This window comes from Arenibacter certesii DSM 19833, from assembly GCF_000429545.1.
Classification (GTDB): Bacteria; Bacteroidota; Bacteroidia; order Flavobacteriales; family Flavobacteriaceae; genus Arenibacter; species Arenibacter certesii.
On the sequence record NZ_AUCB01000020.1, the window covers coordinates 29,976 to 54,593 of the forward strand.

Annotated in this window: 9 protein-coding genes; 1 reads left to right on the plus strand and 8 read right to left on the minus strand. The window is 40.6% G+C overall.

The genetic code is table 11. The features are described 5' to 3' along the window. The first annotated feature begins 394 nt into the window (after positions 1-394). A complete protein-coding gene (locus G466_RS0111580; RefSeq protein ID WP_026813814.1) occupies positions 395-2,164 on the plus strand; it encodes a hypothetical protein in 1,770 nt (589 codons plus the stop codon). Between the two features lie 45 nt (positions 2,165-2,209). On the opposite strand, the gene G466_RS0111585 is transcribed toward G466_RS0111580, so the two are convergent. The 8 genes from G466_RS0111585 to G466_RS0111625 all read right to left on the minus strand — a co-directional run bounded on the left by G466_RS0111585 (position 2,210) and on the right by G466_RS0111625 (position 24,616). Beyond that, positions 2,210-4,126, minus strand: coding sequence for an nSTAND1 domain-containing NTPase (locus G466_RS0111585; protein ID WP_026813815.1), 1,917 nt, complete (start codon positions 4,124-4,126; stop codon positions 2,210-2,212). Continuing rightward, positions 4,123-6,081, minus strand: a complete 1,959-nt coding sequence (locus G466_RS23170) for a hypothetical protein (protein WP_051315624.1) — start codon at positions 6,079-6,081, stop codon at positions 4,123-4,125. The genes G466_RS0111585 and G466_RS23170 overlap by 4 nt, the downstream gene beginning before the upstream one ends. Before the next feature lie 602 nt (positions 6,082-6,683). Beyond that, positions 6,684-10,016 carry a S41 family peptidase gene (locus G466_RS23175; RefSeq protein WP_051315625.1) on the minus strand — a complete coding sequence of 1,111 codons (3,333 nt, stop codon included), beginning with the start codon at positions 10,014-10,016 and terminating at the stop codon, positions 6,684-6,686. 58 nt (positions 10,017-10,074) lie between these two features. Next, positions 10,075-10,977: a uracil-DNA glycosylase family protein gene (locus G466_RS23180; protein ID WP_051315626.1), complete on the minus strand. Its 903-nt coding sequence runs from the start codon at positions 10,975-10,977 to the stop codon at positions 10,075-10,077. A gap of 235 nt (positions 10,978-11,212) precedes the next feature. Beyond that, positions 11,213-12,958, minus strand: coding sequence for a hypothetical protein (locus G466_RS0111610; protein WP_026813817.1), 1,746 nt, complete (start codon positions 12,956-12,958; stop codon positions 11,213-11,215). Between the two features lie 31 nt (positions 12,959-12,989). Then, the gene (locus G466_RS0111615) at positions 12,990-17,834 is read right to left on the minus strand and encodes a hypothetical protein (RefSeq protein ID WP_026813818.1); all 4,845 of its coding nucleotides are present in this window, start codon (positions 17,832-17,834) and stop codon (positions 12,990-12,992) included. A 15-nt stretch (positions 17,835-17,849) separates the two neighbouring features. Beyond that, positions 17,850-21,071, minus strand: coding sequence for a hypothetical protein (locus tag G466_RS23185; RefSeq protein WP_026813819.1), 3,222 nt, complete (start codon positions 21,069-21,071; stop codon positions 17,850-17,852). Between the two features lie 38 nt (positions 21,072-21,109). Continuing rightward, positions 21,110-24,616: a DUF6603 domain-containing protein gene (locus G466_RS0111625; protein ID WP_026813820.1), complete on the minus strand. Its 3,507-nt coding sequence runs from the start codon at positions 24,614-24,616 to the stop codon at positions 21,110-21,112. Positions 24,617-24,618: the final 2 nt, after the last annotated feature.

Genomic DNA, 24,618 nt, shown 5'->3' on the forward strand with positions numbered 1-24,618 from the left:
TAATAATAGTCCAATAGTTGTAATTGGAACCTTTGATTGTACTCCCCAAAAATAATGTAGCTTATGATACCTTTATAATTAGGCCCATCAAGATTAGGGTTATGCTGCCACCAAAGTGTACAAAATGCAATAGTAAACCTACTGGACACGATCTAAAAATATTATTATTAAAAAATCATCCCATATAAGATACACTAGCTGGATTATAAGAAAAAGTGGTAAATTCCTAAATATGCTAAAGGAAAATATTGTAACTTAATAGCAAGTATAACAGCAGAAATAACTTATACTACAATGTAGCAACTAGAAAACGTACGCTCCAATACCGGTTCTATAGTCATTAAGCATATTATTCGCTCCCCCTCATTGATATTCATTTTAAAAAGGGGTTCACATGATAAATAATGTAAAAGCTAATCAAAATACTACTGGATTATCTCAGTATAAAAATATCAAAAATATCTGCTATCTAATTCCCGAGATAGCCAAGACATCCCACTTTATTGCCATTTTATCTTTTTGCATTCCTATGGGTGGAGGTTCGATTGCAGCAAATAATAAAAATTTCAAAATAAACTACGCTAGAAGCCTATTCGTTTTTTTAATCTTAATATACTTTTCCTTTGCTTTGCCTGCCCAAGATTCACCTCTTATTCAAAAGAATGAATCATTCGCTCTTGCCCAGGTCTATATGAACTTGTCCTTGACCGAAAAGTATTTTGATAGCCTTAGTACATCGAGGATTTCTAAGATAATTCCCTATGAAGAAAATGTATTGGAATCGTTTGAAAATAAAAAATTCATTCGCCAAAATGCCAATCTTTATAATTTTTCCTACTCTTTATTGAACTTCAACAAGGCAAAATTGCTTTTCAGAGATAGAAGGGAAGTAAATCGTGATAAACTGGTAGAATGGAAGAATGAATTGGGGCTGGCCAATAGATACTATAAAAGGGCATTGGAAAAGCCAATGTTTACGCGTCTTGACACATCATTTTATGACCTGATAAACTTTAACCAAGACTCCGAAAAATCATTGTACTGGGGAATAGAAAATTTTAGGGCCAAATTTACGCCCTATTTCAATAATGACATCTATCCAGAATATCAAAAGCTATTTTTTAGTGCAAAACGCGCTAACAACTTCAATTTCCTAGCACTATGGAGCAGTGCGGCTATCTATGACCTGTCCTTGGAATTTTCCATTTTAAATGCAATGGGAGAGAAAATAACTAATTATCTAAAACCTTCGGGAGACATTATTTATACTCTAGACCGCAAGCTCGATTTAATTTCCAGATATATTCAACTTAAATATATCGCCTCAGATCAGTTTAATAAGACATTGACCGAATTTCAAATTAGAGAACTATATGATTCTTATGATAGTTTTAATAAAGATCTGAAAGGTGAAAAGGATAGATTTATAATACAAGAACTGAATACTGCCGTAAGTAAAACTTTGTATAATGAACTGCAAAAAAAGTATCCCCATGAGAAAGTGCAAATTGCATATAGCATCAATAATCCTTCACCTTCTGGTGTAGAGGCTATGGAATATATTAAAATTGATCAATATTTCTTTCCGGACCCTGCCCCCTTGGCTTCGGCAAATATAACCGTTGAAAATTACCAACCTAGTTCGACAGTTTTAGGTGACGTTGATACCCATATAAGTGGAATTTTGAGAACAGCGGGATATAGGAATCAATTACACTATTATTATGATCTGGACGGATTTGCATTGGCAACAAGTTTAGAAAAATTCAATACCAATGGTTCTACTATAGCAGAGGATGAACGTTGGATAACACATCTAGGAAGTGAGGGCAAATTTTCCTATTACGAAATATTTAAATCCCTATTTTTTGAAATAGAGTCCGAGTTCAGGATGTTTGTCTTTATTGTGGCTTCTAAAAATGTAACCTTTAGTACGGAGCCACCAAGCCCTGGAGACGTGGAGTTCTTGATACAACATAGTTATGAAACTCTTCCAAAAGATTTAAAAGAGAAATCGCTACCTAATAAAAACCTAACAGTTATAGTATATTATTTTCATCAAAACGATATTGGCCAAGTACCAGAACTTGAGCTAAGCGGCACTTTAAGTGCTTTGGACCACCTGAATCTTGCAGAAATAAACAATTTAATCCGAAATGATTGATTGGAATTATCTTATTCCTATAAACCTTTAAATTTATAGATGTCATTACTCTTCCTTAACGAAGTCATTATATGACAAGGAACGCCGAATTGTATCGCCTTTTTTTAAGATAATATCAATTTCATACCCAGCCGGACAATACCCCCATCCAAGATATCCAATCGAAAATGAAGACGATGGTTCATTGGAAATCCGTACACGATCCCCAAAGCCCGGGCATAATCTGTATTGCACTTCTTTAATTTCATTTTTACGGAAAGAAGGCACATCTATCCACATTAAATAATTTCTGTTTTTACTTTTTTGATTTTTGGCACTAACATAACCTCTTGGTTTAACAAGGGCTTCAATTGGCATATTTTGTTGCAGTTGAAGGCGCTCGATAATGACACTATCCGCCTGATTTTCAAATTTCTCCCCTCTTCCCTGCATTACAATGTTTAACAATTTCTTGGTTTGTCTTTCAGCTTTTCGTGCTTCTACCTTTTTATTTTCCGCAATTATAGTCTGTTTCCTTGTCTTGATTGCTAACTGAATTACCAAAGCAGTAAATCCTATTAAAATCACAAGGGCTGCAGCCATAATGCGCATTTTTTTCCTTTTATTGCGATTCGAAATTTCTCGTGTAATTTCGTTTTCCTTTTGCTCGTTAATAGCAGCAGTACTTTCATCAATTCGCTTCTGTAGGTCTTTAGGTAATTTTAGGCTTTTTTGAAATGGCCTGATATAATCGATGTCATCTTGGGTAAATAGCCCTTGGCGTTCTGCATATACCACATAAATATCTGCAGCCTTTTCTCTCATCTTCATTTCTTCGGTACGATTTTCACCCACTACGAATGCCAATGAATCGTGACTGATCTCGTATTGCGTTTCATCACCAGACTTTAGCGTACGAAGGATTCGTCTTCTCACCAGTTCTTCCAATAAATCAGGGATTGGTTTCTTGCATTTTACATCGTCATGATCCAGTTTCGCTTCTATTGCCGCGGCACTCATTGGTAGCTTCGTGAATTTCTCAGAAATCATGCTAGCCAGAAGTTCTAAGGGTACGTTTTCACCGTAAATGCCTTCCAATGCTTGTAGTTGTTTCTTCAAGAAGCTCTCCAGTATCTTCTCCAAATCATCTCCTTTTTGGATTAACTCGGCACTTAAAACGGGTAGCTCTTGGTCTTTCTTTCTACTTTGTGCCCGATCCCAAATCTCACTTAGAAACACCTGAACGTGTGCCAATTCTATTTCCTTTTTCTTATCTGGCAATCTGGACAAGATTTTTTCAGCAAGTTTCTGGCCATCATCTAACTTATAGTATTTCTTATACTCTGGAGCTTCCAATATTTTAAATATGACTTCCTCCACATTTTTCCTACCCATTTTCTCCACGCGGAATCGGTTCTGTAAAATACTTGGACATAAGGCTTCAAATTCCGACAGGTGACCAATGAATTCTTCACGCATAATGAGCATAATACGACAAGGTACCGTATTGTGAATAAGTTTATTAATGCCTACAAAAAAAGTACGCTGTTCATCAGGGTTACCAGAGATCAGTAATTCCTCAAATTGATCGAACAATAAATACACAGGTTGGAAGCGCTCTTTAAATAATTTCTCAACCGCCTCGGTAAACCCTATGGAAGCATCCTCTGGTAATTTGGTAACTGCATCTATGGGTATCTTATTTTTAAGGGCACCATTAATAGCTGAAAATATGGAAGTATTGATATTCTCTGCTTTGCGAATGGTCAACGCAAACCAATCGGCATTGGAAAATCGGTTTCGAAGTCCACATTCCACCAAACTGGTCTTTCCAGAACCCGAAGGGCCATAGACCATAATATGTTTCACCCCGCTCAAGGCATTATAAAGCGCGGTGGTTTCCTTACTTCGGCCAAAGAAAACCTGGGCATCGGATTGCTGATAGGAGTCCAAGAACTTAAAAGGAGATGGAACCCTGCTCATGATGTTTTAATTTTAAAGGGGTTAAAAGTTTCTTCTAGCTGTTCAAAAAGATCATCTAGTCCAGAAAGATCCGTATTGGTAGATTTTACATAAAGGGTTGGATATTTACCATGGTCATCCTCCTTAGACCCCATAGGCAATTCCTTATTATAAGGAGAATAGGTGTATTGTCTACCCTCTTTTTGATAGCCAGTGTAATGAAATATCTCTGGTGTTTGCTTTATGTTTACATCGTCGTAAACACTTTTATCTATAAGAAATGGGGATAGCGAGATATAGGAGTCTTTGTCCACAATATTTCGTAAGCAGGCCGCCAGTACATTGCCTCTAAACAATAAAATGCTTTTACTATAGGTAAATGAACCCTTTACTTGAATGGTTTTAGTCTTATCTGTAACGCTACTTTTGTTATAGACACTATGCAATTCTGCATAACGATGTAGATAGGTTTCATCGGACCCTATACGGTAATTTAGGTTGATATCATTTATGGATACGAGGCGGTAATTGGCTAAGAACGATAAATTTTTTAGCCAGTAGATAAGAGCTGTCAAATACTCTTCCATTAATAAATGAAACGCCTCATTTTTTTGAGTGGTACCAGAGAGTAAATTGCGACGTTCAGACTCTAAAAAAAATGCGGTACCAAAAAGATCGGAATCTGTTTCTCTAAGTTTCTCTACAAATGTATAGATTTCAGGAACAAAACTATTTTCACCTATAAAATCAGAGGTCGTAAGAAGCAGACTGGTATAATCAAAATCAAGATATTCTTCATCACCCAACTGTAGAAAACTAGAGATAATACCCAGTTTTGGGGGTTCCTCCAATTCTAACAATTGTGCCATCTGGATATAGCATAAATATCGCAAGGATGCTTCGTAGGCTTCAACCATAAAAGAAAATGCATATATCGTTTTTTCCCGACCAGAAGGGGTGCACATTTTTTGTAGAAAGACTTGTATGAGCCAATCATAATTGTGGAAGATTTCTATAGGGTCATCCCCAACAGGAATACCTTCTTTTAGTAAGTCTTTACCAAGACTTTTAATCCATTCATCTCCAGACCCCACTAAATTTTGAGATAATGAAGTTGGTAAGGATTGATCGCGTCCCGCTTGACCCATTAAATACCCAAAATTGGCATTTGTGATAGACCCTATATTATATACTTTATCTGCAGTCTGAACAGATTTAGTTGCTTGCTGCTCCATTAGTGCCTGCAAGGCATCAAGTTTTCTTTCTACTTCATGTAATTGGCCGTCTACGTTTACCGTTATAGAACTTTCAGAAACCCCTTGGATAATTATGTTATTACTACCTTTAACAGTTGTGTTTTGGGTGATATTATCACCAACATGCACATCACCACCAGCAGTGATGTTAGAATCTATAACCGCATTTTTAACATTAAAATAATTGGTAACTGCCTCCTGTGTCCTGACCTTTATTTCATTTTGAAACTCAAGATGTCCCTTGTCCTCAAGACGGTCTAATTGTTGTCGGAATTGTAATTTAAGGTTATCTATATTGGAATATGAGGTATAAAAATGCCCCAGTTTGGACAAGCGATCTTTAAATGAAACAAGGTCTTTTGCCAATTGATCGGAAGGATCTGGTTGGGGTGCGCCAGATTTGAAATAGGTATATATCAATGGGCTTCCCGTCTCCTTGAAATGGGATAGAGCGGTGTCAAATTCCTCTTGGGTATATTTTCCGGCCTTGGTATAAAATAAACAGATTACAATATGAGCCGTCTTGATTGCTTCGTTGTATTCGTCCTGAAGTCTCGTCTCTGATACCACATCCAGAAAGTATTCCCATTGAATTAACTCAAGATAGACCCCATTTTTATGCAACCGATCATTTTCTACACTTAGATATTCTCGGAACTCTTTTCTATCTGCTACTAACTCTGAGGAAGATGCTATAAAAATTTTGATGGTAGACGCCATACATTAATGGTTTTTATTTAACTGATTTTTTTAGGCTGTCAAAATACCTACAGCCTTTATGCTACCAAAAAACTCCTGCATTTAAACTTCTAGCCCTCTTAATTACGCAAGTCTGCCATTTTAAATTGGTTTCATGTTTTACTCATTATTTGGAGTTAATGCGATATAATTTTTTTCTGGTTGTAATACCTCGTCACTAAATACGCCTCTGTTAAAGAAGGAGAACAAATGGAAAGAAGTCCTTTCCCATTTTGGAAAACACCTTCTAATCTGGAGATTGCGTGTTCGTTTAATAATCTTGGTTTCAATAATTAACTTTGAAAAATTCAAACTTTTCATATCCCCATTTACAGTAAAATGGAACACCCTTTATTGGCTTACATTTAGGACGCCGTGGCTGTCCATGTATCAGGTTACAAAATAACCACAACTTAAGGGCAATCGTATGAAATTAGATAGGGGGGAATATATTTTTTGACGGTATCTTAACTACCAACCTCAACTTTAAACATTAATCCTACCTCAATTTACTGATTTTTATTGTTAATCCGAACCGTTAAGATTGATTTATTCTGAAGTGCTTGCCCAAGAAAATCCTAATATTAACTACCCAAGCTCAAAAGTGTATCCATAGCCTTATTGATTAAGTCCACGTTTCCAAATAACAGATCATTTTTTGTAGTCTTATGTAGTACGTCTGGAACAATACCTAAATCTTCAATAGGTTCGTCATTTTTTCTTAAAATCCGACGCACTGCTACACTTAAATTAGCTCCTTTAGGCATTGGTTTTAGAGCTATCGCTTCAGAATCTTGGTCCGCTAGGAGATTCCTCAATATTTCATGGCTCCAAACGTTTGCACCACCGGCGCCAGTATTGGCATGAACCCCGATAATTTGCCCAAGACCATGGTCTTGAAAACCTGCAGCGAACATATCTGCGGCACTATAGCATAACGCATCCGTAATTAAAACCTTTGGTTTGGCGAAAATACATTCTAGCGGATCACCCTTGTCTAGTTTAGTAATAGGATAACCCCTAGAATAACGATCTCCAGTAACTTTGGAAAGGTTGATGGAACGGATCCAATCGGATAAATCTATAACACCGTTATTATTACCGTATTTCTCGCAGAGCTGAAGCGTAAGATCCGAATTGATAAACTGCGCTCTTTGCAATTCTATAGGTCCCCCAGCCAAATATGCCAGTAAAAGTTCACTCGCAGTAATTAATCCACCACCATTACCTCTAATATCCAATATAAGTCCAGCTATATTTTTCAATTCTAAAACCCTAAGAACCATACTAAAATCCGTTACAAATTTTTCAGCATTGGAAGCGGCGAAACTATAAATTCGGATATACCCAAAGTTTTGATTTCCCTCCGTATCCTGCACCACTTTTCCCTTCATCAAATCTGGATAGTTCTCTGGACGTGTCCAGGAACTCTTTTTTTTGGGTTTGCTTTTTCTGGATGCACCTCCATAGAGTGTAGCCTTTAATCCGTTCACCGATAAGGTGTCGTAATCAAACCCATAAGACATCATGGTAGCGTTCCTTTCCTGTTTATCCAAATCGAAATGAGGCGGGTGATAAGACACCAGCCATTCAAATTCCAACTCTATATTTGATTTGGTAGTTTGATTGTAACATACCAATCGCACCCTATGTTCATCTGGCGGATTGGATGTTCCTAAAGACCGTATGGTCAAGGTATCCAGACCCCTTGCGTTTCTGGCCACCTCATTGCTCCCCGACTGATTTTCCGAATTAAGCGCGATCGCTTTTTTAATGGGAATGTTATTCCAGTATAATACCTCCAATCCTATTTTATATTCTGGTCTGTCATTTAAAATCTCCTTAAAATAGGTAGTTATGATATATTTCGGTTCACTATCGTATGGCGTGGGATAATACTCCTCTATTAGAAATGGCAAAAAAGCAAACCTATTTTTGTAAGGTTGGGGAAGGATATATTTGGTATGCAAATCCCGAAGTGAACTAAATATATCTAACAGTTCATGGTGGAATTTATGATCGTCTTCTAAATGCTCTGGATGGTATCTAGCATCGTTTCTAATGTTTCGTTTCATCAAATCAATTCTATGAACTGGATTTACGGCGTACATGGATCTTTTCATAACCTGGTGCACATATACTTCCTCAAGGATAATCTTCACCTGGTCTAGAATGCACAACTTATCACTTACAGATAGATTACTGGACGATTTTAAGAAGCGCTCCAAAGTAATGGGTTCCTCCAAATTTGTTACTTTTAGTCCCTCAATATCATAGTCGCTATGGGACAATGAAAGGGAAGAGCGGTCATAGAAATCTGGAAGTCCTTTTCTAACATATTCTGGCAAGGGATGGAAACTCATTCTTCTAAAATGCTCGTCATCCTCAATAACGGTCAGCTTATCCAAGGGCAGGGGTTCCGCTAGCTCACTGAAGGGTATGCCTCTTCCCCACTCCAACTGCCCTTCCTCCAGACCTGTACCAGCGCCATCATGCTCATCTGTCACTAAAATCCATTCCGTATTCAAGGGATTATCGGAAGCGGACAGCAAGGCATTACCATGGGCTTCCTCCAACTTAGTTGCCAGTACGTTTAAATTTTGTAGCCCACTGGCTATTTTATCATGGGCCATTTTTAAAGAAATATCTTGGAGCATATTATCGGGATCGGATTCTTTCAGGTAGAGGTATCTAGTGGAATTGCCAATCTTAAATTTTTCAATATGTGCTGAATTAAAATTAAATTTTTTCATAATTCTACTTTGGGCACACCTGGGCACCCCATTGATGAAAATCCCCAGTAAACTGATTTCCGTAGCTTGGATGAGCTTATAAAAAGGGTCACCGGTATACCCATGGACAATAAGCATATCGGCTTTCATCCCCACCTCAAGGGAGCCTAATGCAGCCTCCCAACCTAATATTTTGGCGGGATTGCATGTAACCATTCGTACCAGTTCCTCATTGGAAAAAACGGGCTCATCATATTCATGTTCACTTACTAGATAGGCAACCTTTAACTCTTCTAAGAGATTTTTGCTACCACTTGGCGACCAATCGGATCCCAAGGCGATTAATATGTTGTTTTCCTTGGCCGACTTTATATGGGCCGTACCCCCATATAGAACCAAATTACTCAGTGGAGACCAAGTCATGGAACCTCCATGGTCTCCCAAAATCTTAAAATCTTCCGGTTCCAAGCCAGCACAATGAATACCGTTTAACTTTGGGGTAATAGCCCATTGGTGGTCATTGATCTTTAGATTGGTAAAAAAGGACCGTGCCCTTTCATCCACTCCCTCCGCTAGGTGCAATAACCTTGTCTTAATTTCAGACAAGGAATCTTTAAACGCTTGGGCACCACCAGATGTTACATCTGCAATTTTGGTGAGCGCCTCAGGCAAATCATCCTCATTGGTCTCCTCCACATTCCTAATAATTCCATGAAATACTTTTTTCGTAAGGCTAGAATTGGCCAAAGTAATGCCTTGGGATGTAGTTACTCCACCTACCAAACATTTACATTCCACATATCTTACTATCGCTCCGGGAAATTCCGGGGATTTCCCCAAAGTTTGCATGGGTCCGGTAACATTAATCCTATATCCCTTTATTCCCTTCCATTGGGAATGGTTTCTATACTGTTTATCGGCCACCCAATACGGTAATATATTATAGGGAAGATGATTGTGAAGCTCAATCATACCTGGGAATATAGTTCCTCCAGATTTAATTATATCAGCCTTCATAAAACCATCAGGATAGCCTTCGTTTACTTTCTTAATGGCTACAATAATGCCATTTTCCACAAATATTCTTCCTCTTTTTATAACGGTACCCACTTTATCCATAGTCACAACCCTGCCCTCAAGGGCATACTTCAGACCAAAACTAGGATGTATTGGGTTGTTGGGCATCTGCTATATGGATTGCCAGATTATATTTTTAACCCTATCAGCGGGGTCTCGCTTGCTGTTAGTACCATGTGTTCCGTGCCAAAAAAGGAATATCATATGGCAGATCAAATCTAGGAATATTGGTCATATGAAGCGTTTTGTCCCATTTTCCAGTATACGGTTCCATATTTATTATATTGGGATCATCAGCCTCCAAGAACTCCGCAATCTCTGAAAGTTGGTTATTCCAGCTAGGATGTGTAGTTGCCTCGGGTGCCGTAGGGTGTACCAGATTGAACACTTTACTATTTTGAGTGTTTTCCCAATTATCCATGGCATGCTTGGCGCCGGCTCCAAAAGTTAGGATCACTTGAATGGGATTTTTTTTAATAAGGGTGTCAATCAAATTTTCTCGAAAGTTTTTTAAGGTAGGTTCTAGGGAGATTCTCCGCATTTCCGAGTCAAATTGTCCCAATATGCTATAGGCAAATGTGTTTATAATAATATAAGAACGGGTAATACCCACCTTGTTCAAGAATTTTTGCAGGCGTTGTCCCGCAGATCCAACAAAGGCTCTTCTCGCTATAGCCTCATCGGTGGAGGGGTCTTGGCCAACAACCAACACCCTTGCGGTATTATCCAATCTCCCTCTGTACAATACACCTCCAAACGCACTTCTAAATCGTGCCGAAGGGTGTTGTACAAAATAGTCGTCCGACAATTCAGAGAATTTTTGAAGCCAAAATGGTGGCGGTCCTGCATCGTACTCTTTTTCCATTTCTGCCCGATAGATAGCTTGGGCAGCTAGAAAGTAAGGATTGGATCCAAAATCATTGATAGTTTTGATACCGAATGCCTGCTGTAAAAGGTCTGCATCCTTTTTGGACACCCCCTTTAAGGTATCTATTGGCATTTTGCCCAACTCCTCTAAAGAGTTATTGAGGTAGGCCTTATCGATAAGCTTGTCCCATGCAAATGGCATTGATATAGATTTTAGTAAACTTTAAAGGGGAGAGGAATACGTGTATCAGGAATAAAACAACTATTAGTAACAATGTACCGAAATTGCGGCAAAAGATTGTGCAGAACTTTATGGTTGGTGACCTTTTATGTGTAACTGGTGCCAGCGTAGGCAGTTAAGCACTGCTATACCCGAAAAATCGGGAGTTTTAGATAAAACGAAAACAGATAAATACTAATTTGAGTATATTAATACATTATGGATCATTTTTACGGATGTCCAACAACTGGTCGAACTTCAAATTGGCAGATCCCTCGCCTCGTCCTGCTGCTTTTCTCCTTCCCAACCAAAGAAATGTTTTCCCGTTGATCCATCTGGTTCGCTGAAAATTTCTGGTAACGATTGTTCCCGCGCTCAGCACTTCTTGTTCTTCAATAAAATAAACCGGCTGTACTTCAGAGATCAATTTACTTTTTGCAGCACTGGACTGGGGCATTCTGGCCCTTTGCAAGCGAATTTCCTGTGGAATTACATTTGCGGGCACCTTTTTATGGACCGGTATAAAGGGAATCCAGTTGTCTGGAACGGTATTCCCAAGAACATATCTAATCTTTGATTCCTCATCCGCTGGCTCAAAATCGCTCAAGGAGGGAATATTTCGCTTTAATACCCTACCCATACCAGCGGCCGAGGGGACAGTGTTTTCAATGGCCCATACCATATTGGACATTTCATCCCTCATTAGATTTACCTTCTCTATATCCTCACTTTCCATAAGTTTCCCAACAGCGGGCACCAAATAAAAAATACTTTCGTTAAAGGTGGCATTATCGCGTTCGGTATGATGAAATTGGGCAAATTCCTGCCAATCCATCTCGGGATCTTCAACCGTTGGAGCAATATGGAAATGCTGTCCAAAAACATCGGTTATACAAATTCCCTTAACCTCACAAATAGTATTTATATTCAACTCATAAGGTAATACAAACCAATCATTGGAATAGGTGAGCCCATATTCTGCAAGCAGAAGGTTCATTATTGATGTGGGTGAGGCACTTAACGCCCCAAAATCTGTAGTGCCATCCTCCATTTGCCAAAGTCTAGGGTGGGGCATTCCACTAAACTGCAATGGGGCCGGTATAAAAGTTTGGACTACCTCAACAGGATCGCTAAAGGGGTGGTCAGAAGCGGTGGCACTAGATTGTTTTTGGTCAAAATCCTTCCAATCCAAATGACCCGATGCATACTGATCGGCCATCAACGTTCTTTTTAAATCGGCATTTATCTTGCTATCTAGGGCAAAATTATATTCCAGGTGTTCCGGTACCCAAGCCGATTCATCTTTCCCTGGTTGCTGGTACAACCTGTGGAACCAAGCCCCAAATTCATCTGCGGACTTGGCCAACAGATCATAATGACCCACATCTATATTGGCGTTGGTTTCATACCATGATTTAAACTCATTTTTAATTATCGCGCCATAGACCAAATAGCCATCTGGTAATAGGTGACCTATAGCTTTCTCCAAGTAAATACCTTCATAATCATCGGCATCCACCTCCACTTCTATGGGATACTCCAATTGTAGCTCCTTGGTATATTTCGCTATATTTTTACTTTTCAAGATCTTGCTCAGATGCCTTCCCATTTGTGCCCTAAGAAAAAGCGTAGCATCTATATCTTCCCGCTCAATAACCATCTCCAAGGGCTTGTCTATGGAATAAGTAATTTTATTTCCGTTATGGAGGGTGATTTCTTCCGGGACAGAGTGGACTCCCATTATATTGGCCTGATAGGCAGTAGCCGCATCCTCTCCCTGAAATTCCCCAAACTGCCATTGTCTACATAAAAACCAGAGGGGATCACGCACCTCCATTTTTAGGTTATGATTTGGGTTTTTGGAACGCGGGCTCCCCTCTATCCGGTTATAATTCCTGATGTTGGGGTTGGAATAGCGATCTCCTTTCAGTTTTAAGTTTGCTAATGCCAAGAGTTTTGCCATGACGTGTCCTATTTAAAATTAGTAATGGTTTTTATTCAAAATCCTTGTATAGACCAAAGTCTTTGGTCTTCATCGTTCTCAAAAATTCATCATTCGTTACAAGATAATCCAGGGAAATATTGGATCTCTGCAAATCATAACTTGCGACGGTCATAGGGGATAAGGTATCCAATGCTACATCTTCCAGTAATTGTGCAGGTTCAACCGCTCTGGATTTTGAGCGCTTTAAGGTGTCCTCCAATATCCCCATAAGAACGTCCCAGTCCCAATTCTTAGAACCGGTGGGTTCAATTGCCAACAACATTGAATTTGGAGATGTGGCGTTTGGTTGATCGTAGTTAAAGGCCACCCCCGTAATTTCTCCTGTATTTGGAATAGATTCCGTCCAATCATCTACTACCAAAGCAGATTGTGCCTGAGATACGATACCAGCAGTTTGCCCGTGTATAGATAGGCAGATTGTATTATCCATTATATTAAAAGGATCTCCAGTTTCGGTGTCCAATTCAGGGAATTCTACTGCCAACCAAGTATCTTTTTCCTTAAACGGTAACTGTGCAGGCACAAAGGATATTTCTGCGCCTCCTTGAGCTTCTGAAATCATTTTTAATTGTTCCAAACGGCGCATATTTGGTCTTACGGGTGCCACTGAAGCTATCCATGTCTCCATCGTCAATTCAGTGGTAGCATCTTCCTTGTCATTGATAAATTTTAATAATTGCTTGTGCTCATCTGCCTTTAGAGTATCTGCAATAGCGGTTTGATCTACATAGGTAAAAGTGGGAACTATTACAAAATCATCCCCTAATACCGCTTTGCCTGCTTCTACAAGGTGCCTAATCTCCTTACTGGCAACTTGTCCGGAGGCAGCCAGCAGTTTTTCCTCGGCTAATAAAATTTTCTTATTGATGGTCTGTAGGTAAGAGCCAACAACCGCTACTAGATCAACGGTCTTTTTACTGTCCCTTAAATCCAAGTTATCAGGATAAGAGACCTTAACCCCAAATTTGCTTCCACTTTCTAAAAACGATAACAGATTTTTAATGGCGGAATCGGTATAGGATATGCTTTCTAGGTACTCCCTATTACCACCACCTTCATAATGGAATTCATATAACTGCTGAAAATTGGCCGGATTTTCCTTATTCTTTGGCTGTTGGTCATTGGGTATGGTAGCTGTTACCTTTCCTAACTCCTCTTTAAGTTTGGTCAGGGCTGTATTTACCCTAACCTTTAACTCGGGTCCGTTATAGCCATACAATAGTTCAGGATCACTTATTTTGGATTTAGAACTGGGTAAAAAATCTTTGCCATTGGCCGGTCTAGATGAAGTTACCAATAGGCGAAGACTTCGAATAAGCGGTAACATGCTTGCAAAACTATGTTTGGAGGCAGTAAGATTTTCAGGTTCAAACTTAATATGGATCCTATTTTCTTTGGGAACATTTACTTTTTCAGCATAAACTTTGGCTATGACATACTCCAATTCCTTAGCTCCGGACAGGATATCCTCGCCAGCACTATACATTAAATCGATGGGCTGTAAATTCAGTTCCTCAAGTCCAATCGATGTCGCAACTGATTCATTTCCATCCAAATCTACGTGAAATACGGAACAGACTATTGTTGAGGGATCTCCCAGCACTTTTCCCGTCCAAAGATTTAGTCCGGCCTCCATCGCGGAACGTGGAGAAGGTTCTGTAGACCATCCCGGAGCCAAAGGTCCTACTGAGGAAGGTTCAAAATGTAAGGTTACTCGGTTCGTGATGCTCAAATGGGTAGACCTTGGAGTTACGTTAACCTCCAATTCCGGGGGCACATCGGCATTTTTCAACGAATTTAAAATGGCTGCAGTTCTATCTGTTTTCCCTTGAGTGGCTTGGAATGCCGCTTCCGATACCATAAGATCGTTAAGGGCGTCCAAAGTATCCTCTAAACGGTCTTTCTCTTTTAAAACCAAAATGGAATCATCAGGATTTGCTACAAGGGCCTTTATTTGATCAGAAGTTGCTTCTATGATTTTTAATCCGTTAACCACTGAATACGGACTAATGGTCTCCTGGGCCTCATTTCCCTGTTGGGGGATAGACCTAGCTTTAATAGGAAACTTATCCCTGATGGCCAATATATATTGATTTAGATTGTTTGCTGCGTTGTTTGTAGTGATATCGTGCAAAGCTCTTTCAAATTGGTATCCCAACAGTGCTTCTATAGACTGGTTATTCTGCACCCCTTCCAATACATATAATGCCCTGCGCACACGTTCTGAGGAGAGGTTTACGGCAAATGGTCCTGGATCTAATTTTGTTGCATGGTTCTGATAACCAGATAAGAGTAATCCTGCCGCTGTCGCATGGTTTAGGGAAGGAGTATGGATAAAGCCCGCATTCTTCCTTAATTTATGTACTGGTTTGCCATCGGCGGGTTTCAATGCCTCAGGAACAACAACTTCCGACTTTACATTTTCCCGGAGATTTTCTACCCAACCGTAGGCGCCTAAATAAATCCCTTCCGGATTTTTCTTTCGCATCTCCAACAGTCTTTTGTAGAAAAGTCCCATTTCCCAAGCATCCAGTCTATAGGAACACAGGTCTATATGATCGGATAAAAGATTGTGCAGTTTGGAAGTGGGCAACTTGGCCAGTACGGACATTGCATCCCGCATTTCCTTCAAATTTCTTGAGGATTCGGTATTGTCCCTCAAATTTAAAAAATGGTCCCCGATGGGTTCTTTTACTTTTAGGTTTATTTTATCTACCTTTTCTGGTACTCCCAAAAGTATTTCCCATTCGGTAAGGTCTTGAGTTTCGGCAGAAAAATTATAAAGGCTCTTTTCAAATGCTGCACGTCTGTAGGGCACGTTTCCGTCAGTATAGTATTTCTCAGCCCCTTTTTTCAGTTCTTGAAGCAAGGCATTCCGCAACAATAAAAATAAAATCGATCTAGGGAATATCACCCCGTGGATACGACTTTCAAGCTCATTGACTTTTGTAACGGAAGCCAACCATTCTATATAATTATTTTTGGTGATTTTATTCTTTTCCAAAAATCGTGTTGGGGAAGGCAGTTCCCTATCCACAAGATGGTTAGTAGATATGTTGTTTAAAAATCCATAGAAGGATAGATTACTGATATAGGGATAGGCATTTTCTCCCCTATCAAAACCCAGTTCCTCCAACATTTTTGTGATTTCCGATTGCTTATGGACAATAGATCCCATTAGATCTCCTGGGATGGACATGGTCATCCAAATGTCCGGTAAATTGCCCAAACGCTGTTTAAATGAAACCGATCCCGCGCTGAGTCCCAAAATATTTAACATCAATGCCCCTGGGTCTCCTGGTTTACCAACATGGGACACCTTGTTGCTGGCAATATTATCCCATTTTTGCTGAAGCACGGATAGGGTTTTGGTGAGCCCTGAATGAAATGGATCACTTTCCTTCCATATATTTAGATCACTGGTCAACAATGTTCCGTAGGGTTGATTTCCAACCCTTATGCAAGGTAGTGGTCCCGGAGCCGTTACAAAATCATTAAAAAATTGCCTTAGCTTGGGGTGTGCGGCCTTGTTCACCACTGGATCCGCCAATACTTCAATAAAATTACCTATTGTAGATGAGTAGATGGCCTTGTTCATGGCCGAAGCTTCATAAGATTCTACCATCCCTGCATGATTCACTTCTTTAAGAACAGTACTTTTGATTCCTAGATATTCTGCAAAATTATTACCCTCCGCATTGGGCAAATTGTCCAAATCCACGATATCGGACCCATCATAATAATTTTTCGGTAGGTAGTCTTCATTCTTTTCATAGGCAGAAGCTGTTTCCTCAGTATTGTTAGTTGCACTCATCTGTGGCATAAAACTGAAGCCATTGTGCGAATAATGATGGCTATCTATCAACTGCTCCAACAAATCCTTCCCCTCTTGGGGAGTGGCAGAGGGCATTAATCCCATAACCATTACCCTGTCTATAATCGACCGGTTAAAGTGGGTATTGTCCAAGGGTATTTTCACACCAAGTCCTTGTTGCACCGCTTTGTCAAAATTGGTTATCCAAGCAAAACTCTCATCCAAGGTGATGGTGTTCTCCTCATTGTTGAAAGCCTCTTCCGCCAAGAAAGGATCGGGTCCTAAAAAAACCGTATCAGGTACTTGGTTTCCTAAGGTCATCTGCACTACTCTTCCGTCTCTAATGATACTCACAGCAAACTTGTCCGGTAGTATCTGTGTTCTAGGGGCTCGGGTCCAATCATGTATCTTCGTTTCCGAAAGGTCTGGAAACATTAATTGCGTTTCGCCTACGGTTAGATCTACTGTCCAATTTATGGGCATCGTCCTTTTCACGATCCAGAGTGCCCTTTGTATACCCGCCATTCCATTTAATACCTGCCATGCCTTTTGCTTAATGGCTTCCTTATCCTCCCCGCCTTTACGGTTGGCTATAAGCAGGTCTACCCAGTATTGCTTCCCGTAATTTACTTCATTTTCAGTAAGGTAGGGCTCATGGGAGTGCACATGAATATCATCGGGATAAATGCGCACCCATAGTTCTTTTCTATTGTTCACGTTCATAAAACGGGTCTCCAATCGTAAGGGAAGAAAAAGTATAGGGATATTGGCATCCATCGCTGCGGTCGCCTCCTTTAATTGGTGATTCCGGTATAAATTCGCCAAGCTAGCGCTCAACACTTTTTCTGCGTCAAAATAAGCCCTACTACTTGCTTCCAATTCAACCTTTACTTCGGACAACAAATCAGGATTTTTCGCCTTGTGAACAGACAATTTTGTTCTATAAAACGAAGCCTCAGCCTTTTTTAGGGCTTCTCTTGCCTGTGCTACTACTTGTTGGTCTTCCTTAAATGTTGCCATGACTTCTTGCTTAATTTATTGTGGGGTTATTTTTGCGTACGCTTTTAAAGTGATCATTTCCTTTAGGCCTATGATTCTGGCAGGGACCTCTTTGTTTAACATTTCTTTGGAATGTATTGCAACCATAACGGGACGTTGGAATAATATACTGGCCATATCAGCAGAGCTTTTGCCCCAAACCCCTGTTTTCGGATCGTTGGGAGGGGTGAATTTGCCTCCTAATTTATTGGCATTCTTTGGTGATTTATCAGATTTCACAAACTGTAGGTCCTCATCAAAATTTTCCCAAGATAGATCGTTCCAAGTAAAGTTATCTGGTTTGGGAGGATCGGAGGGCTGATTGGGGTTATAGGAAATATCCATTCCAAAATGAGGCTCCCCTGGAACTTCGGCAATGATAAAATACCAGCCCAATTCACCATCAAATCCGGGCGTCTCAACTTCTCCAGACGCCTCTTCAATGGTAAGATCAAAACCTAAAAGCTTAATATCTGGTCGTATCTCGGCTTGGTATAGTGGGAACCGTACGTGTTTTTTGTATACACTCTCATCGGTCATATCCTCAATAATTTTTGTCTTGTCCCCATCTTTTACCGCCTTTTGGGCATAGATCACGGTATTGGGAAATTTCTTTAACAAATCTCCCTTAATCACAAAGACCAGCTGTTCTGGATCTCCCTCTGCATCCCGTTTGTTATGGGTCCCAAGGTTACTTGTATTGGGCCATAGGTGAATAGGTTCTATATCCTTTAAAGATTCTGCATCTTTGGGGGTAGTATCAGGAGTAACAAATCCCGATACATCCCAGAACTGTCTAAAATAACTGCCACGCATATCGGTAGGGTACTCGCGCCATAGCAGTTCTTTCCCCATTTCAAAATTGAGCCCCATTAAATACGCTTCTATAAACTTCTGATTGGTTCTTAATAGGGATAGCGTATTTGGAGGTATCAGCCTTAGGTTTGGAAGCAAAAACTCCTCATCTATATCCAACAAGTATTTGTACGATGGTTCTGGAATATCGGGATAGGCCATTGCCGGTAAAAACTCCTCTTGGGGCTCCTTAAATACCCCTGCAGGCCATTTTATCATGGCATCCATCAACTTTTTATAGGCATTGGATGGCTTTATGGTTTCGGTTATCTTAGTTTTTATTTCAGCAACCTTTAAGGTAGTTTCCGCGATTTCCTTATCCCTATATTCATATCGGAACGAGGCATCGGAATAGGCCGTTTTTATATGTTTTATCTGAGTCGCTCTTTCCAATCGGTTTTTGGCAACAACGGTATCGGTCAATAGTATCCTTGATGGTATGGAAGCACCAGATGAAATTGTGGGCCTTCGATGGGGCGTGAAAATTGTAGGGCCTGTTGTAGCGGTAGGAGTACCTGCCCTTGGGGAAACGGGTCTACTAATATTTATATTGGGCGAAACTGGCCTTCCTATATTCAAATTTAAATCGAATTTCTTATTCCATTTATCTGCCTTTGGCAATCCTCCGTCAAATTTTTCACGATTATAAATAAAATCTTCATCCAGATTGGATTGAACACTCCAAACCTTAATATCCATTACCGCAGCTGGTGCAGTGAATTCTTTTAGGTCCTGTAACTGATGGTGAGACTTAAAATCCCCCTTCACATCTACACTAATCCCGTTTATCTTGTTCATTGCCTTAATAGTAGTATCAAAGTGCTTAACGGCATTGTCAATTTCCAGCCCCCGGACCAAGGAAGTCTTATTTCTGGTCAATCGCTTAAAGGCGGGTTGAAATATAGCTTCTGGAAGAATGCTATCCTGAATGGAAAATTTCACGGTGGTGGCACCGTCCAAAATACGAGTCGCTAGGGGCCTGGTAAAACCAATGAGGTTTTCGGCTGATTGCACCACAATATTTTTCTCGTACATTTTCCCCATCAGCTGCACCATAAACTGCGCCAGCTTCATTCTCTTATTTGCTTCCAAGACCTCTGTTAACTGCTTCCAAGCAATATCCATAAACTTCTCTTGATTCTGCTGTACTACCCGCATACCGAAACCTGCTGGAACCCTTGTACGTGGGTCTCTATTGAGATCATTATACCAATTTTCAGAATGCGCCTTAAACTCGGGCACCGCCCTTTTTCCCGGACTGTTATTGTCTTTGCGCATGGCGTGGTACATACCGTAATAGGGCACGGTTACAAAAGGATCTTCAGTAGTGTTTTCTTCCTGTAGGGTATTGAGATTAATTAGTTTTTGAATTTGATCAAAAAACGGTTGCGGCGTATTAACTGGCGGAAAAACAGTGGATTTTGCTTGTGGTGCCTTCATTGCACCCTCCAAAAGCATGATAGGTGGTACTGGGGCCGCTACCTCCTCCTTCTTATCGGCCTGTATAAATGCAGGTTTGGAGCAATCCATTGGACGTACCCCTACCCGTTCATCCATAACTCTGGGCTTAAGTAATTTTACCAAATATTCAAAATCAAAATTCTTCCCGGTACGGAAGTACCATCGGTGATAAATAGGGAATTCCAGATCCGAGGCAAAAGCATGTTGCTGGGTCTTTATGCCTGTTGTTGGCCTGCCCAGACCAATAAGCCGCCCGGTTTCATAAGAAGGCACCAGAAACGCGTGATACAGTGCTGTGGAATCTAGTTTCCTAGGACATAGCAACCTACTATAAATTCCATCGGGATCCATTTTTACATCCTTTTCAAGTCCTTCTAAAAATTCTGTAAAATCACTTTCAGTATGGGGCAAATTGGAATGCATATGTGCCCAGAGGTGTAGTTCATCTGCCGGTGGCAGATAATCTGCACTCCCAATTTTTATACTTGGTAGGGGTTCCCTTCTTTGGGTATCCAAAAATTCATTTTCTTTGAGAACAAGGAGCGCCATCCAAGGTCTAAGGTGTTCATTTTTGGTTCCTGTGGCCGATGCTGGAGTATATCGCCATGGAAAATCCTCATCATAAAATTCGATATAGGGTAGCAGATTAGGCTCAAAATCTGGTATTCCGTTCAAGGGCTCTGTCCTAACGATCATCTTCTGTTGGATGCCGGTAATATCTCCAGGACCAATAAGGTTAAACTCTTGGGTATGGTTGGTGGCTGAATTTATTTTTACAGAGATAGGAATTTTCGCCCGTTCCACAGCAGTACCTGCGGACTTCCCCAGCGTATCTTTTTCGATGATACTTCTGGCGATACCCCTGCGGGACCACGAAAGAAATTGATATTTGCCGAATTCCATATTTTTTAATTTAAGTTAAAGATGCCTATGTACATTTCTTAGTTCGCCAGTTCAAAACTTTCCACAATTTGAAGCTTGGACACCAATTCAGGGTCTTCGCTGATCAAGGCTTCATAAGCTTTATTGATCTCTGCGAGGGTAGACGCCCTAAATTGTCCCTCAAACTCTTTCATATCGGAGGTTTTGGCAATGGCATAGCCATTATCGTTCAAAATAACTTCCTTAGGTTTGTTTATAGCATTTAAGGCAGATCGGTTCCAAGCTATTTCGGATTTGGACACGGCTGCCAATCGGGACATATGGTTAAAACCAGTTTTAGGAAGTCTAAGATTAACCTTTACCTCGTCATCTTCCGTATAATTCAGTTCATAATCCATAACGGTAGGATCCAAAACCGGGTCTGCGGTCAACAATTTGTTACTGTCCTTAAGTTTAAAACCACTATCCAATTCTTCGTACGATTTTCTGTTCAGCTTTTCCTTTTCCGTAAGCTGTGTGAAATGGCCTGGTGCAAAAAACTCTTTTTGTAGGTCTATTTGATTTACATCCTCACCAACTTTCACCTCCGAAATCTGAAAGCGTTTTTCGTCCTTGGGTTTTTTGGTGCCGTATTTTTCAATGTTATAATTTAATGGGATGCTCCGTTGAGAAAACTTCAGTTCCCCGAAAGGATGTAGAATAAGGGACGCATCTACCCCATCTTCCAAACTTTTAAGCGTTACGTACTGATGTTGGTTCTCGCTATATAAGGCTTGCCAATTGGGAAGGGCTTCCAATTCCCGCGTTACAATGGAGAGCAGATCCTCCGTTGCGGAAACAACCGATGGTGTTGGATCGCCCCAGGTAGCGCTGAAACCGATGGTAACATCAAAAAACAGAACGGAAAACGAAACTTCCCCTTCCACATGCCAAGGTGTTGGCCCGGACAGTCTTCCCTTGAAGTGGATACCAAAGAGCACGCTTGTTCCTTTTCTTATGGCCAGTGTGGCCTCTAGACTAATTATAAAACTGAACGGATCAAAAATAAACAGGGCATCAAAAGCCAACATTCCGTAAAGGTTGAAACTAAACGGTCCTTTAGCCAACAGCTCCAATTTTGCGCCAAATTGGACCGAATTGGAAGTAACGGCAAAATAACATTCAATAGTCAATTTTGGATTGCCGCCCTCCAATAAGGAAAGTCCAATCCTTGCCATTTTCCTAAAAGCTCCGGGCAGGGTAGGTACGGTGGGATAATCCCTAAAATCTGGGTGGAAACCTCCCACGCTGATGGCAAATATGTTTTGTCCGCTCCAAGCTACCGCAAAGGCCAGACTACCGGTTAATGGGAACCCTACCAACATGGATTCAAAAAGATGGGCCTCGAAATAAATAAATTTATTCTGGAAATCTATTACTCCCAAAAAGTTCACCTGCAACTTTAGTAGTGCTGCATCCTCTGTAGGTAATGCCAATTTGATGACCCCTAAGATCACCACTCTTGGATTTGGGAACTCTATAATAAACCCCAACTCTATATGAAGCAAAGTGGGTGAACCCCATCCAAATTTCCCCATAAGTCCCACTAAGAATTGATCCTCCTTAATGGGAAAGATTTGCCTTATATCGTTAATGATCCGTGTTATATTCCCAACCACATCTTCAGGGAAGAGCACACTTTTTATGGCATTGGTACGGATCCCCGCTCGAAGTACTTCTACTTCCATGGTACGGTCTATTCCCAATAGTCCTCCTACAGCAATCAATGTAAAACCAAAACCGAGCTGTACCGGTGAAAACTCTGCGGTAATGATGATCAGCATGGAGAACCCCTTGGAACCATCGGGCATTATAGTATTGATAATCCCTACGGCCTTTAAAGTAAATAAATTTTTGAACTCCAATTCCAGAGAACCGAAATATTCCCCTTTTTCATCATCGAAATATAAGAACCCACCTCCTTTTATTACTTCAGCATTGATCCTAATCCCTGCGCCATTGGGCGGTTTAATTGAGGGGACCATATCATACCCTAAAACGCCGCCATTATCGTCCCGTTTAAGCATATTTAGATTAAACCCTAGCCGACTGATACTGATGGTAACAACGGGACCAAATTTCACCCAAAAATCTAAGGAGGTCTCCAACTTCATCTTATCAAAATTCCCTTCCACTCCGGTCCTCAAATTCAGGGTCTCGAACCCTACAATGTCCCCTATACTTTTGTGAATAGGAATACGAAGGTTAATAGCATTGAGTATTTTAGCCACAACTCCTGCAACAAAGGAAGGTTCTTCTGCGGCAGCTCCCCCACTACTGGCGGTTGTTTCAGCAGGCTTTGTTGATGAGCCTGCACTTCCGTCCCCAAAGAAAAAGTCGCGCTTAAGGGAATACCCAAACCCAATGGGGATCTTCTCATCTATCTTTTCCGGTAAAAGGTCCCATGGAAATCCGGTTTTATCACCGCGACCGAATTCGAATGGCATTTCAAAATTCACCTTGATTTCAAAATCGTCGGGAGTCACGGTCATAGCGATGGAATAGGTCCCAAATCCCAGTTTAATGACAGGGGCATCCATCAACGAAAACTTATCGGCCTTCTTCCTGTCGTGTTTATAGGTTACCTTGATCTTATTGTTTTTACCTGCCGAAGCTTCTGGACTGGTCCCTATTCTGAATACTCCTTCTCCAGAAGCATCAAATTTAAATGAGATATCTTCTGTTACGGGCAGCGTAAAATCTACCTCCCCGGACAGGTCGGTGATAAATGCGATTCCCCCTTGTTGTTGGGGAATAAATCCAAAGGTATTGAACAAGGTAATTTCATTATCGGGATCGGCAGTCGGATTTATGGTAACAGAATAGTTTACAAACCGGTTGCTGATCTTATCGGCATTAGGGGTAACAGAAGTACTTGCCCCTTCGTACCCATAACCTGCCTTGATCTGAAGGGTATCCGACCCATGTTTTTCAAGGATGTATTTTTTAACCAGGAACAAAACAATGACAAAACCCACAAAAACGGTATCGGATACCGCCTTGGTGCTCTCTTCACTTTCCAGACCTTTGCCCATTCGTTTAAAGAAGTCTACGACAACATCTTCAAAGAAATTATTCATCCCTCCTTCTGCCGCGGACTGCTGGGTCACTACCTGAAACAAATTGACCATTCCGTAGACCTCTGGCGACTGACGCCTTATAAAGTCCATCAATAGCACATTTAAAAAGGATTGATAAATTTCATCAGCAGCAAATTCAGGATTATCTCCGGCGGCGACTCCTGCTCTTATAATTCCCTCAATTGCCAGCGATAAGGCGGTAAGGTCTGCGATAGCACTAACCAGTTGGAAGGTATCTACTTCCTCTGACTCCGATTGTATGTATTGATCTAAATTGGTAGTGGCCGGAAGGTTAATGGGGCCCCCTGTACTAGTTAAACCAAGAGTTCCAAATAATTCGGCACGGGCCTCAGAATCCTGTAATATTCCCAGCCCAGGCTTCAAAATATCACTGATCCCTGTTAATAAAACCTTGAAAAAATCGCTATTTTGCTCTTCTTGTGCCATGA